Annotated in this window: 10 protein-coding genes and 1 pseudogene; 4 read left to right on the forward strand and 7 right to left on the reverse strand. The window is 60.9% G+C overall.

The features are described 5' to 3' along the window. Positions 1 to 67: 67 nt before the first annotated feature. Both OKW39_RS22480 and OKW39_RS22485 read right to left on the reverse strand, forming a co-directional pair. Positions 68 to 1,039, reverse strand: coding sequence for a PDR/VanB family oxidoreductase (locus OKW39_RS22480; protein ID WP_429563734.1), 972 nt, complete (start codon positions 1,037 to 1,039; stop codon positions 68 to 70). A 209-nt stretch (positions 1,040 to 1,248) separates the two neighbouring features. Further along, entirely contained in the window at positions 1,249 to 1,374 is a 126-nt protein-coding gene (locus tag OKW39_RS22485; protein ID WP_429563711.1) for an aldehyde dehydrogenase family protein, read from the reverse strand. A 528-nt stretch (positions 1,375 to 1,902) separates the two neighbouring features. Here OKW39_RS22485 and OKW39_RS22490 point away from each other — a divergent pair. Further along, positions 1,903 to 2,814 carry an alpha/beta fold hydrolase gene (locus OKW39_RS22490; protein WP_429563735.1) on the forward strand — a complete coding sequence of 304 codons (912 nt, stop codon included), beginning with the start codon at positions 1,903 to 1,905 and terminating at the stop codon, positions 2,812 to 2,814. A 342-nt stretch (positions 2,815 to 3,156) separates the two neighbouring features. Here OKW39_RS22490 and OKW39_RS22495 read toward each other — a convergent pair whose 3' ends face one another. Continuing rightward, positions 3,157 to 4,107, reverse strand: a complete 951-nt coding sequence (locus tag OKW39_RS22495) for a LysR substrate-binding domain-containing protein (protein WP_429442803.1) — start codon at positions 4,105 to 4,107, stop codon at positions 3,157 to 3,159. Between the two features lie 145 nt (positions 4,108 to 4,252). Here OKW39_RS22495 and OKW39_RS22500 point away from each other — a divergent pair, with 145 nt between their 5' ends. The 3 genes and pseudogenes from OKW39_RS22500 (at position 4,253) to OKW39_RS22510 (ending at position 7,489) form a co-directional block, all read left to right on the forward strand. Beyond that, positions 4,253 to 5,098 carry an FAS1-like dehydratase domain-containing protein gene (locus OKW39_RS22500; protein WP_429563712.1) on the forward strand — a complete coding sequence of 282 codons (846 nt, stop codon included), beginning with the start codon at positions 4,253 to 4,255 and terminating at the stop codon, positions 5,096 to 5,098. Between the two features lie 36 nt (positions 5,099 to 5,134). After that, positions 5,135 to 6,295 carry an acyl-CoA dehydrogenase family protein gene (locus OKW39_RS22505; RefSeq protein ID WP_133665350.1) on the forward strand — a complete coding sequence of 387 codons (1,161 nt, stop codon included), beginning with the start codon at positions 5,135 to 5,137 and terminating at the stop codon, positions 6,293 to 6,295. A gap of 15 nt (positions 6,296 to 6,310) precedes the next feature. After that, a pseudogene (locus OKW39_RS22510) lies at positions 6,311 to 7,489 on the forward strand (CaiB/BaiF CoA transferase family protein). A gap of 239 nt (positions 7,490 to 7,728) precedes the next feature. Here the strand turns inward: OKW39_RS22510 and OKW39_RS22515 are convergent. The 4 genes from OKW39_RS22515 to OKW39_RS22530 form a co-directional block, all read right to left on the reverse strand. Continuing rightward, positions 7,729 to 9,402, reverse strand: a complete 1,674-nt coding sequence (locus OKW39_RS22515; RefSeq protein ID WP_429563713.1) for an electron transfer flavoprotein-ubiquinone oxidoreductase — start codon at positions 9,400 to 9,402, stop codon at positions 7,729 to 7,731. Between the two features lie 150 nt (positions 9,403 to 9,552). Further along, on the reverse strand, positions 9,553 to 10,425 hold the full coding sequence (locus OKW39_RS22520) for an HpcH/HpaI aldolase/citrate lyase family protein (protein WP_429563714.1): 873 nt from the start codon (positions 10,423 to 10,425) through the stop codon (positions 9,553 to 9,555). A 6-nt stretch (positions 10,426 to 10,431) separates the two neighbouring features. After that, complete coding sequence (locus tag OKW39_RS22525) at positions 10,432 to 11,367, reverse strand: electron transfer flavoprotein subunit alpha/FixB family protein (RefSeq protein ID WP_131315387.1); 936 nt, start codon at positions 11,365 to 11,367, stop codon at positions 10,432 to 10,434. A gap of 20 nt (positions 11,368 to 11,387) precedes the next feature. Then, positions 11,388 to 12,137 carry an electron transfer flavoprotein subunit beta/FixA family protein gene (locus OKW39_RS22530; protein WP_133665353.1) on the reverse strand — a complete coding sequence of 250 codons (750 nt, stop codon included), beginning with the start codon at positions 12,135 to 12,137 and terminating at the stop codon, positions 11,388 to 11,390. Between the last annotated feature and the right edge of the window lie 517 nt (positions 12,138 to 12,654).

Consider the following 12,654-nt stretch of genomic DNA (forward strand, 5'->3'; position numbering starts at 1 on the left):
CAGACCTCAGTTTCGCGCCTGGTGCGTAGGAAGCATTCGCGGGCAGCGCCGGAATTCACTTCACGTGTCAGAGATCGAGGACCAGTCGCGCTGTCTTCGAACGCGAGCAACAAGGCGTAAACTGATCATTTACCGCTTGCTCGTCGGGCGTGAAGAAAACATCTCTATGGTCAGGCACGCCCTCGAGTACACGTGTCACGCACGTGCCACAGACGCCGTGTTCGCATGAAGTCTGTATTTCAACGCCGACCTCTGCGAGCGCCTGCACCACGCTCTGGTCCTTTTCAACCGGGACGACGCGGCCCGAACTCGCGAGTTGCACTTCGAAACGTCCATCGCTTTCCAACGGTATAAGGTCGGCTGAGAAGAACTCATAGTGCAGATGTGCCTCTGGCCAGCCCGCGCCGCGGGCAGCGCTCAATACGGCGTCCATGAAACCCCTTGGGCCGCATACGTAGAGATGCGTGTCTGCTTCGGGGTGTGCGAGCGCTGCCGCAATGTCGTATCCTTCATCTTCCGCTTCATCGTCGAAATGAAACTGCACGTTGCTCGCGTATCGTGAACCGCGAATGCGATCAAAAAATGCCGTGCGCTCGCGTGAGCGCGTGCAGTAGTGCATCTCGAACGGTGCCCCCGTTAACGAAAGACGCTCCGCCATGCATAGGATAGGTGTGACGCCAATACCACCGGCCAACAATAGGCTGCGCTTTGCCGCGTGCGCGAGCTGGAAGTGGTTCCTCGGCGCACTGATTGTCAGGATATCTCCCAACTGCACACGATCATGCATGCCAGCCGAGCCACCGCGCGTCCTGGGGTCTCGCAGCACGGAGATCAAATAGCGGTGACTCTCCGACGAGTCATTGCATAGCGAATACTGCCGGGTCATTCCTGCTGGCGTGCAGACATCGATATGCGAACCTGCGGAGAATGCCGGTAACGGTTTGCCGTCCAGCGCGACCAACTCGAAACTGCAGATGTCGACGGCCTCCACGGCTTTGGCAGCAACACGAACTTTCATTCCATCCATTACATTCATCATGTCATCCATTACATTCTTTGTGCCAAGGCCGGTCGGTCAAGCAAGCGCTTCTGGCACGGTTGCAGCGCTCGTCCACTTGACGATCTGCTCATCCAACCACCCTCCCGATCAATTCCCGATTGCTTGACACCAACTGCCAGCGAATTTCGCATCACCGAATGTCCGTTGATAACGATCGTCCCAGTGTTAGTGGCTCGCGCTACGCCAAATTAACGGCTCAGATCGGTCGTATGAATTGCACTTGACAAGCCGTACACCCTGTCGTTAGCGATGACAATGACTTCGTTTTCCGCATCGAACGGACTAACGCATAACACGGGGTCAAATACATGCATTCGCTGGACAAAGCGCCCACCGCGGACTTGGCCAGACGTTCGTCTTCCCTAGTCCCGCGTTTCTCGATGTTTTTCTGCTCATGAGAACATGACCTTGAAAGGCGCGGAATTTCGGCATTATCGATATCGCGATATCGGTAGAGAACCGGATGATGAGAGAAGGAGCTGGAACGCTCCTGGCGCGAACGCGTCGCAGTGTCTCCATGTTGGATTTCGCTCTGAGGGCATCCGTAGCGCTTATGTTTGTGCCCTTTCCACTCTTTTAAGCGAGCGCTATTTCGACGGTCAATGCAGTGCGACGAACTGTTCCGTACTTCGGGCCGACGCTTGGGGTTCCACGTCGCCGGCTCGGAGTTTGTTGGTCGAGCGAGCTCGGGCTACAGCTCGCAGTACGGAACACTTGAATATACGTCCTTGACGAAACAATCGTTCGCGACGAACCTAACGAGGCAGATGCAGAATGGCCAAGCAATTTTCAACGAGGCACTGATGAAAGCAGGCAGACGTCTTCCTGGCAGCCCCGATCCCATGCACACATGGACAGGCGCAGACGGTATCCGGCTAGCGGGCGATTCGTGGGGCTCTCCCCAAGGCCCTCTCGTCATTTTGCTGCACGGCGGCGGTCAGACTCGCCACGCATGGGGGGGTACGGGGGAACGACTAGGCGCCGCCGGATATTTCGCTGTGGCCTTTGATGCACGCGGTCACGGCGATTCCGATTGGTCCGCAGAGGGCAATTACAGCCAGGACACGATGGTGCGCGATCTTGGGCACGTCCTGCTCGCACTAGGCGGACGTCGACCGGTGTTGGTGGGTGCTTCGATGGGTGGTGGCACCAGTCTCGTCGCGGTCGGGGAGGATCGTGTCGATGCCACCGCACTTGTCCTGGTGGATATCGTCCCCTACACCGAACCCGCCGGCGTCGCCCGGATTCAGGCGTTCATGTCGCAAAAGCCGGACGGTTTCGATTCGCTCGAAGAAGTCGCGGAAGCCATCAGTCAGTATCGTCCCCAACGCCCTCGCCCGCGGAATCTCGATGGCCTTGCCAAGAACGTGCGGCTAGGCGAAGACGGGCGATACCGATGGCATTGGGATCCCCGTTATCTGGCTAGCCCGCGCGATCTTGAACGACGTCACGAGCGGCTCTCGGCCTGCGCACGCCGTTTGACGCTGCCCACCTTGCTGGTTCGTGGAGGCAGCTCCGACGTCGTCAGTGAAGCGGGTGCCCAAGCGTTCCTCGAGCTTTGTCCGCATGCCCAATACGTCAACGTCGTTGAGGCCGGGCATATGGTGGCAGGCGACAGAAACGACGTCTTCGGACAAGCGACTCTGGATTTTCTCAGGCGCAGCGTCCCTGTGGGAACGGCACCTGTCCATCCGCCGCATACTTCCAAGTCGTCGGGCATGTCCTCGGGTGAGGACATCGCGGACATACCCTGAGCCGCCGAGGTCGTGAGGAATGTCCGATATGCCGCCCTCAGCATGCTGGGGGATTACACCAAGATTTCCGCGGCTCGTCCGCACTTTCGGCCGGCCCCGTACGCAGCATTAAATGCAAGCGTAATGATCCGCTCGCTGGCCAGACGGGAGCAGCTTCGCGCGGCCCCGTCGAGCGGCCCTGAAACCGCACCGCGCACTCGTGCTCGCATTGTCGAACACGCGTCGGATCCTTGGGCCACCAGCGCCGTCTCGTGGACCTTGTACTCGAGATGATGCTCACATTCGAGCGCGGCAACTGACCGAGCACACGCGGGACTCGACCGGTCCGCCACGCGGTGTGCGTCACGATGGCGACGCTTCGGACGTCCGCAATGTAATTCCGGCCCATGCACCGCTCGCGGAAAGTTCACCAATAAGCTCGACAATCGTGCGCCGAACGGCCAGCGCCGCCGAATTTACGGGCAACGTATTCGACCAGCACAGGCTCGCCGGACGCCAGAGTTCTGGATCAACAATACGGCGCATCTTGGGGCGGTTCGATAACTCGCGCAGTGCCACCGACGACGCAGGCAGGATCGTGCATGCCGCACCCGACTGCGCGAGCGAAAGCAAGGTCGGCAACGAATCGATATCCGCGATGATGTTAAGCGGTACCTGCTCTCGCGCGAATGCGCGCTCGAGCAGTAAGCGCAGCCCGTTTGACGCACTTGGCGCCACCAGCGGTACACCGGCGAGTGCTGCGAGGCTGCATGTGCGTGCGCGCGACGATACTGCGCCTCCCGGCTCGCCGAGCAGATGCAGCCCTTCGTCGAAAAGGGGCCATGCCGTTATTCCAGTCGTGTTCGACTCCCGAAATAGGATAGCTAGATCGAGACGTCCGTTCGCGAGCAACTCGTTGATAAAGCCACTCATGCTCTCGAAGTATTGCAGCCGGATGCCAGGATAGCTCGCGCGCACCCGTTCGAACACGGGAACGGCGAGAATCGAGGTCATCGTCGTCGGAAATCCGATAGCTACCGTCCCGGACTCGACTCCGGCGCCCTCACGTACGTCCTGCCGCAGTTGCTCCATTTGTCGAAGCACGAGCCTCGCATGACGGTAGAGCGCCTGACCAGCAGCAGTCGGTTTTACCCCTTGCGGGCTACGGAGCAGAAGCGACACGCCGAGGTCCCCTTCAAGCTTCGCGATCTGCTGACTCAACGATGGCTGTGCAACATAGAGTTTTTCCGCTGCCTTACCCAGGCTCCCGTATTCGACGATGCTGACGAAGTAGCGAAGCTGGCGAACGTCCATGGCAATTTGAATGGGTGTGGAAGCCATAAGATACCCCTATGGCGGGCACATTCAAACAGTATTTCCGCTGCGCGGCCGTTTCACATAAAGTCGCCTCATTCTTGGTCCAAACAGCTAACTCGCCGGCTCTGCCATGGAAACGACAATGAACCATCCGCAGCCCAGCGACGGACACCGCACAGAGCAGGTGGCCACCGACGTGATCTCGGTCGACCGAGCCGCTGCATTCGCCGCCACGATCGATCACGGCGACACTCCCACAGTCGGCGATGCGCTGCCGCCGCTCTGGCACTGGTTGTACTTCTGGTCGGTCAGTCGGCAATCGGCACTCGGGAACGACGGTCACCCCCGCACAGGCGGCTTTCTCCCGGATCTCGGCCTGCCGCGCAGAATGTGGGCCGGCGGCCGCCTCTTCTTCAATGCCCCCCTGACGATCGGCGAAATCGCCACACGCAGTTCCCGGGTGCTGTCGGCCAAACACAAAGAAGGACGAAGCGGCCAACTCGGATTGGTCACGCTCGAGCACGTGGTCGAATCTAATGGGGTCTTGGCGATCCGCGAGGAACAAGACATCGTCTATCGCGGCCTTGCGGAGCCCGGCGTAGCCGCCCCCGCTCCGAATGCGGCGCCCGGCGACGCCAGATGGCAGCGCGAAATCACGCCAAGCGAAGTGCTGCTGTTCCGGTACTCTGCGCTGACGTTCAACGGTCACCGGATTCACTACGACCGGGCCTACGCGCAGCAGGCAGAAGGCTATCCGGATCTGGTCGTCCACGGTCCGCTGATCGCTACTCTGCTGCTCGACCTCGTGACGCATGCACTGCCCGGCGCGTCCGTCCGCGAATACACGTATAAGGCCATACGGCCAACCTTTCTTGGCAACGCGTTCTTCGTTTGCGGCCGCCTCGCCAACGACGGCCGTTCAATCGATCTCTGGGCAAAAGACCACGAAGGCTGGCTGACGATGTCCGGCTGTGCGACCCTCGCCTGATTAACTAAATCCGCCACGATCCAAGGGACATATTCCATGAACCACGCATCCGACCAGTACCGGGATATTCGCGAAGCCGTCCGCGACCTCTGCAACGAGTTTCCTGCGGAATATTTCCGTAAGGTCGATGAGGAACGCGGCTATCCCGAGACCTTTGTCGACGCGCTGACGAAGGCCGGCTGGCTGGCTGCACTTATTCCGCAGGAATACGGCGGCTCGGGACTCGGCTTGACGGAAGCGTCAGTGGTCATGGAGGAAATCAATCGGGCCGGCGGCAACTCGGGGGCGTGTCACGGCCAGATGTACAACATGGGCACGCTGTTGCGTCACGGCTCGGCCGAGCAAAAGCAGACGTATCTGCCGAAAATCGCGAGCGGTGATCTGCGTCTGCAGTCGATGGGCGTAACCGAGCCGACGACCGGCACCGATACGACCAAGATCAAGACCACCGCCGTGCGCAAAGGCGACCGCTACGTCATCAACGGGCAGAAGGTGTGGATCTCGCGCATTCAGCACTCCGATCTGATGATCCTGCTCGCACGCACGACGCCGCTTGCGGATGTGACGAAGAAAAGCGAAGGGATGTCGATTTTCATCGTTGATCTCCGTCAGGCGATCGGCAATGGCATGACGGTTCGGCCGATTCCGAACATGGTCAATCACGAGACAAATGAGCTGTTCTTCGACAACCTCGAAATCCCTGCCGAGAACCTGATCGGCGAGGAAGGCAAGGGATTCAAATACATCCTCGACGGCCTGAATGCGGAGCGCACGCTAATCGCAGCCGAGTGCATCGGCGACGGCTACTGGTTCGTCGACAAAGTGTCGCAATACGTGAAGGATCGCGTCGTGTTCGGCCGCCCGATCGGCCAGAACCAGGGCGTGCAGTTCCCAATCGCGCGCGCGTTAATCAACGTCGAAGCAGCGAACTTGATGCGCTTCGAGGCCGCACGCCGGTTCGACGCGCACGAGCCGTGCGGCCCGCAGGCGAACATGGCGAAGCTGCTCGCGGCGGACGCGTCGTGGGAAGCCGCGAACGCGTGCCTGCAGTTCCACGGCGGCTTCGGTTTCGCATGTGAATACGATGTCGAGCGCAAGTTCCGCGAGACGCGCCTCTATCAGGTTGCGCCAATCTCCACGAACCTGATCCTCTCGTATGTCGCCGAGCACATTCTTGGTCTGCCCCGCTCGTTCTGACGAGGAGCGTCGAACGTGCGCCCGCTCCAAGACATCAAGGTCATCACATTCAAGCACGCGATCGCTGCGCCGTTCTGCACACGGCAGCTTGCGGATCTCGGCGCCCGCGTCATCAAGGTGGAACGGCCCGGCACCGGCGACTTCGCGCGCAGTTAAGACGAACGGGTCTTGGGACTCGCGTCGCATTTCGTATCGACTAACCGGTCGAAGGAAAGCATCACGCTAGACGTGAAACAGCCGTCCGCGATTGCGGTGGTACACAAGCTGCTCGCAGACGCCGACGTGTTCGTACAGAATCTTGCGCCCGGCGCGACGCAGCGCCTGGGACTCGACTACGAAACCCTTCGCCGACGCCACCCGCGGCTGATCGTCTGCGACATCTCGGGCTACGGTCTGGACGGTCCGTTCCGCGATAAAAAGGCGTATGACCTGCTGATCCAGAGGGAGTCCGGCTTTCTGAGCATTACCGGATCGGAAGGCGAGCCGACCAAGGCAGGCTGCTCGATCGCGGATATAGCTGCGGGGATGTACGGCTACACGAATATCCTGGCGGCGCTGATCGAGCGCGGGCGTACCGGGCAAGGGCGGCACGTCGAGGTGTCCATGCTCGAAGGCATGGTGGAATGGATGAGCTACCCGCTTTATTACGCGATCGACGGTCAGACACCGCCCCGCCAGACCGGGGCGTCTCACTCGACAATCTTTCCTTACGGGCAATTCCAGTCCCGCGATGGCAAGACCGTCATGTTGGGCGTGCAAAACGAACGCGAATGGAAAAACGCTTGCGCGATCGTGACCCGCAAGCCGGAAGTGGCAACGGAAGACCGATTCAGCTCGAACAGCCGCCGGGTCGCGAATCGCGGGGAACTGGCGCAAATTATCGTGGAAGCGTTTTCGACGCTGTCGGCGCCCCAGGTCATCGAGCGGCTCGAGAAAGCCGGCATCGCGAACGCACGCATGAACGACATGCACTCAGTCTGGACGCGCAAACAGCTCGCCGCCCGCAACCGGTGGACCAAGGTCGGAACCCCCGCGGGTGACATCCCTGCCGTTTGGCCGCCGGGCATCAATCCCGCGGACGACGCGCGCATGGACCCGGTACCCGCCCTTGGTCAACATACCGACACGGTCCTGCGGGAGCTCGGCTATAGCGATGACCAGATCGACACTTTCCACGAAATTGACGCCGTCTGACGAGACGTCAGTGCGCCCGTCGACGCCATTTCAGTCTCTACGTGGCTGAAGCGGCAGGAATCGCACGCGCGCAATTTCGCGACATGTGTGAACTTTCGCTTTACGGGCACGCCTTGCAAATTGTGCGGTGGAAAGTGAACGTGGTCCGCGCGGATTGACTTAATCGTCCGCCTTGCGCCGCAGCTACGACAAAACGGCCGATTCCGCACTGTGTGAAAGCGGCTGGCTCTTAAGTCGGCTCACATGTTCGGATAGTTCGGACCGCCACCGCCTTCAGGCGTGACCCACACGATGTTCTGCGTCGGGTCCTTGATGTCGCATGTCTTGCAGTGCACGCAGTTCTGCGCGTTGATCACGAGCCGCTCGCTGCCGTCGTCGTTCTTGACGAACTCATACACCGCCGCCGGGCAATAGCGCGCCTCCGGACCGGCATAGGTCTGCCAGTTCACGTTCACCGGCACCGACGGATCTTTCAGCGTCAGATGCGCCGGCTGGTTCTCCTCGTGATTCGTGTTCGAGATGAACACCGAAGAGAGCCGGTCGAACGTCAGCTTGCCGTCCGGCTTCGGATAGGTGATCGGCTTGCACTGCGAAGCCGGCTTGAGCATCTCGTGATCGGAATGCTGATGATGCAGCGTCCACGGCACGTTGCCACCCAGCAGCTTCTGCTCGATGCCGACCATCAGCGTGCCGAGGTACAGGCCCTTGCTCATCCACTGCTTGAAGTTGCGCGCGCGGTACAACTCGGTATGCAGCCACGACGTCCTGAAGCTCTCCGGATAGGCCGTGAGTTCGTCGCTGGTGCGCCCCGCCTGCACGGCTTCAAAAGCGGCGTCGGCGGCCAGCATGCCGGTCTTGATCGCCGCATGCGAGCCCTTGATCCGAGATGCGTTCAGGAAGCCCGCGTCGTCACCGACCAGCGCGCCACCGGGGAACACCAGCTTCGGCAGCGACATCAGACCACCGGCGGTAATCGCACGCGCGCCATACGACACGCGCTTGCCGCCTTCGAGAAAGTTGCGGATTGCCGGATGCGTCTTGTAGCGCTGGAATTCCTCGAACGGCGACAGGTACGGATTCGTATAGCCAAGGCCCACCACGAAGCCGACCACCACCTGGTTGTTGTCCATGTGATAGAGGAACGAGCCGCCGTAGGTGTCGCTCTGCAACGGCCAGCCGGCCGTGTGCATCACGAGCCCCGGCTTGTGCTTGCCCGGATCGATCTCCCACAGTTCCTTGATGCCGATGCCGTAGACCTGCGGATCGGCGCCGCCGCGCAGCCTGAACTTCTCGTTCAGCTGACGGCCGAGGTGGCCGCGCGCGCCCTCGCAGAACAGCGTGTACTTCGCGTGCAGTTCCATGCCGAGCTGGAAGTTCCCGGTCGGCGCACCGTCCTTGCCGATGCCGAGATTGCCGGTCGCGACGCCTTTCACGGAGCCATCGTCGTTGTACAGGACTTCGGCAGCCGGAAAGCCGGGGAAAATCTCGACGCCTGCCGCTTCGGCCTGTTGACCGAGCCAGCGCGTGACATTCGCGAGACTGATCACGTAGTTGCCGTGGTTCCTGAAGTTATCCGGCAGCGCCCAGTTCGGCACGCTCTTCGAGCCGGTTTCGGACAAAAACAGGAAGCGGTCTTCGGTCACTTCAACGTCCAAAGGCGCGCCTTTTGCCTTCCAGTCCGGAATCAGTTCATTCAACGCGCGGGGGTCCATCACCGCGCCCGAGAGAATATGCGCCCCGACCTCCGAGCCTTTTTCCAGTACGCACACGCCAAGCTCGACGCCCTTGTCCGCCGCCAGCTGCTTCAGGCGGATCGCCGCGGACAGGCCAGCCGGTCCGCCGCCAACGATCACGACGTCGTATTCCATTGACTCGCGCCGACCATGGCGAGCAACGAGGTCCGTCTGAGACATTTACAAATTCCTGTTTACGTCGTAGAAAAATGATATTCACAGCAAGGACACGTGCCGATGTATGCCGTCGCTCTACGGATCGGTCATCCGCCCCGCGGACTTTCAGCAGCGCAGCGTAATCGTCCAGTTCACTGTCGATCAAACAGGAATTCAATCGCGCACGGCCCCCCCGCGACGAGTGGCAGACGCGAGCAATCGCTGCGCGCGCAGCTGGACCGGACGATCGACCATCTTGCCGTCGACAACAATCGCGCCAGCGTCGGCGCGCGACACGGCAGCAACGACCCGCTCGGCCCACGCAATTTCTCCCGCGCTCGGACCGTAGCATTCATGCACGACCGCAATTTGCTTCGGATGAATGCAAAGCTTCCCTCCGAATCCGTGCTGCTTACCGTTGCGCGCATCCGCCGCAAGCCGTTCGACGTCATGCACGTCAGGCGTGACGCCGTCGATGGGCGACTCGATCCCGACGATCCGCGACAAAAGTGCTAGTTGAGCGCGATACGGATTGAGTGCGTCGCGGTCGTCGTCGGTCCCCATGTCCGCGACGAAGTCGAGCGTGCCGAACATCAACCGTCTCACGCCCGGCGCCTTCGCTATATCGGCCGCGGACCACATGCCGAGCGCGGTCTCGATCAGCGGAAATACCGGGATCTTGCGCTTTGCGAGCGACAGCACCGCGATGACGTCGTCCGGCCGCTCGGTCTTCGGCAACACAATGCCGGCGACGCCGTCGAGGCGTGCCAGCATCACGTCCCGTTCGAACCACGGCGTGCCGCGACCATTGATCCGCACGAGCACCGGACGGCTGCGCGACACCCACGCCGTGACGGCGTCTCGCGCGGCGTCCTTCGCGCCCGGCTCGACGGCGTCCTCGAGGTCGATAATCATTGCGTCGGTGCCGCTCGTCCACGCGCGTTCAAACCGCTCGTCGCGGCTGCCCGGCACGAACAGATACGACTGTGGCTCGGCCGATGCATGGCCCGCAGTGCCGCGGTCGCGCTTTATATCCGTTTCGCTCATGATCGCTTACTCGAGGGCGGCGGCCAGTTCGGGCACGAGCGTGAACAGGTCACCGACGAGACCATAGTCGGCCACGCTGAAGATCGGCGCTTCCGGATCCTTGTTGATCGCAACAATTACCTTGGAATCCTTCATGCCGGCCAAATGCTGAATCGCGCCCGAGATGCCGACCGCGATGTACAGTTGCGGCGCAACGATCTTACCGGTCTGGCCGACCTGATAGTCATTCGGCACAAATCCCGCATCGACCGCAGCGCGCGATGCGCCCAGCGCGGCTTGCAGCTTGTCGGCCAGCGGCTCGAGGACCAATGCGAAGTTCTCGCCGCTGCCGAGACCGCGGCCGCCTGACACGATGATGCTTGCGCTCGTCAGTTCGGGACGGTCCAGCTTCGTCACTTCGCGGCTTACGAACTGAGAGATGCCTGTGTCAGGCGCCGCCACGATCTTCTCGATGGCAGCGTTGCCGCCTTCTGCTGCCACTGCATCGAAGCCGGTCGTGCGCACCGTGATCACCTTGATCGGATCGCTCGATTGCACGGTCGCTATCGCGTTGCCCGCGTAGATCGGACGCTCGAACGTATCAGCACTGTCCACTGCGATGACATCGCTGATCTGCGCCACGTCGAGCTTCGCAGCGATGCGCGGCATCACGTTTTTGCCGAAGGCCGTGGCCGGCGCAAGGATGTGCGAGTAGTCTTTCGCGATATTCAGTACCGTCGCCTCAAGGTTTTCCGCCAGGCCAACTTCGAGCTGCGGCGCGTCGGCAAGCAGTACCATCGCCACGCCGACAATCTTCGCCGCTGTATCGGCCACCCCCTGCGCGTTGTGGCCGGCCACCAGCACGTGAATCTGGCCACCGATCTTCTGGGCAGCCGCCACCGCGCTCAAGGTCGCGGGCTTGATGCTCGCGTTGTCGTGTTCCGCAATTACCAGAATCGTCATTTCTCTCGTCTCCGCGTCTCTTACAGCACCTTGGCTTCGGTCTTCAGCTTTTGGACCAGCGTCTTCACGTCAGGCACCATCACGCCGGCGCTGCGCTTCGGAGGCTCAACGACCTTTAGCGTCTTCAGACGCGGCGCGACGTCCACGCCAAGGTCTTCAGGCTTCAACGCTTCGAGCGGCTTCTTCTTCGCCTTCATGATATTGGGCAGCGTCACATAGCGCGGCTCGTTCAAGCGCAGATCAGTGGTCACCACCGCCGGCAACGTCAGCGACAGCGTTTCCGCACCGCCGTCCACCTCTCGCGTAACGGTGACGTGGCCATCGGCGATTACCACCTTCGAGGCGAAGGTCGCTTGCGGCAGGCCCGCTAGGGCGGCGAGCATCTGGCCCGTCTGGTTCGAGTCGTCGTCGATTGCCTGTTTGCCGAGGATCACCAGTTGCGGCTGTTCCTTGTCAATCACGGCCTTCAACAGCTTCGCGACCGCCAGCGGCTGCAGGTCCTCATCCGATTCGATCAGGATCGCGCGGTCCGCGCCAATCGCCAGCGCCGTGCGCAGCGTTTCCTGACATTGCGCGACGCCCGCCGACACGGCAATCACCTCGGTCGCTGCCCCGGCTTCTTTCAGGCGCACCGCCTCTTCCACGGCAATTTCGTCGAACGGGTTCATCGACATCTTTACATTCGCGATGTCAACGCCTGTGTTGTCCGACTTCACCCGGACTTTCACGTTGTAGTCGATCACTCTCTTTACTGGGACTAGAACCTTCACTATTTTCTCCTCCACGAGTCCATGCGCACCCTGCGACATGACAACCCATTACAAGTGCAAATGCTGTGCGGTACAACTATCGATTAGTTCTGACCGGCATAGGGTATGCCTATTGCAGCTCCAAACGATCAAGGCCATCGTGACCAGGAACACGCTGCGGCGCGAAGCGCGAGCGAAAGATCGGCGCTTGGTACCAGGCACCTCTGGGACACCGCTTTCGGGCGCAACAAACGCATAAGACACCGGACAATGCATCCTATCCGGTAAAGAAGGCTGTGATCCCGAGCGGTGCATCGCCAGCAATGACAAAATCACTTGCAGTTAACTCACGGGATCAGACGAACGTTGCCAGCGGGGTACGAGACGAGGATCGTACAGCCACCCGTGTAATAAACGCAGGGTGCTCTGGATATCTGTTCATCGGCCTCGCCCCAAGCGCGGCAGGCGACAGCCACGACCATCGCAACGCCTATGCCGCCCACCATACCAAGCATTCGCACACGCCGTCTCTTCATAG

The sequence above is a fragment of the Paraburkholderia sp. MM6662-R1 genome (assembly GCF_050436245.1).
GTDB classification, from domain to species: domain Bacteria; phylum Pseudomonadota; class Gammaproteobacteria; order Burkholderiales; family Burkholderiaceae; genus Paraburkholderia; species Paraburkholderia tuberum.

Bases quoted from the DNA above. Each gene is read 5' to 3' on its own strand.
- OKW39_RS22480 (WP_429563734.1), bottom strand. From the start codon at position 1,039: ATGATGAATGTAATGGATGGAATGAAAGTTCGTGTTGCTGCCAAAGCC.
- OKW39_RS22525 (WP_131315387.1), bottom strand. From the start codon at position 11,367: ATGACGATTCTGGTAATTGCGGAACACGACAACGCGAGCATCAAGCCC.
- OKW39_RS22495 (WP_429442803.1), bottom strand. From the start codon at position 4,107: ATGGACGTTCGCCAGCTTCGCTACTTCGTCAGCATCGTCGAATACGGG.
- OKW39_RS22505 (WP_133665350.1), top strand. From the start codon at position 5,135: ATGAACCACGCATCCGACCAGTACCGGGATATTCGCGAAGCCGTCCGC.
- OKW39_RS22500 (WP_429563712.1), top strand. From the start codon at position 4,253: ATGAACCATCCGCAGCCCAGCGACGGACACCGCACAGAGCAGGTGGCC.
- OKW39_RS22515 (WP_429563713.1), bottom strand. From the start codon at position 9,402: ATGTCTCAGACGGACCTCGTTGCTCGCCATGGTCGGCGCGAGTCAATG.
- OKW39_RS22490 (WP_429563735.1), top strand. From the start codon at position 1,903: ATGCACACATGGACAGGCGCAGACGGTATCCGGCTAGCGGGCGATTCG.
- OKW39_RS22520 (WP_429563714.1), bottom strand. From the start codon at position 10,425: ATGAGCGAAACGGATATAAAGCGCGACCGCGGCACTGCGGGCCATGCA.
- OKW39_RS22485 (WP_429563711.1), bottom strand. From the start codon at position 1,374: ATGCATGTATTTGACCCCGTGTTATGCGTTAGTCCGTTCGATGCGGAA.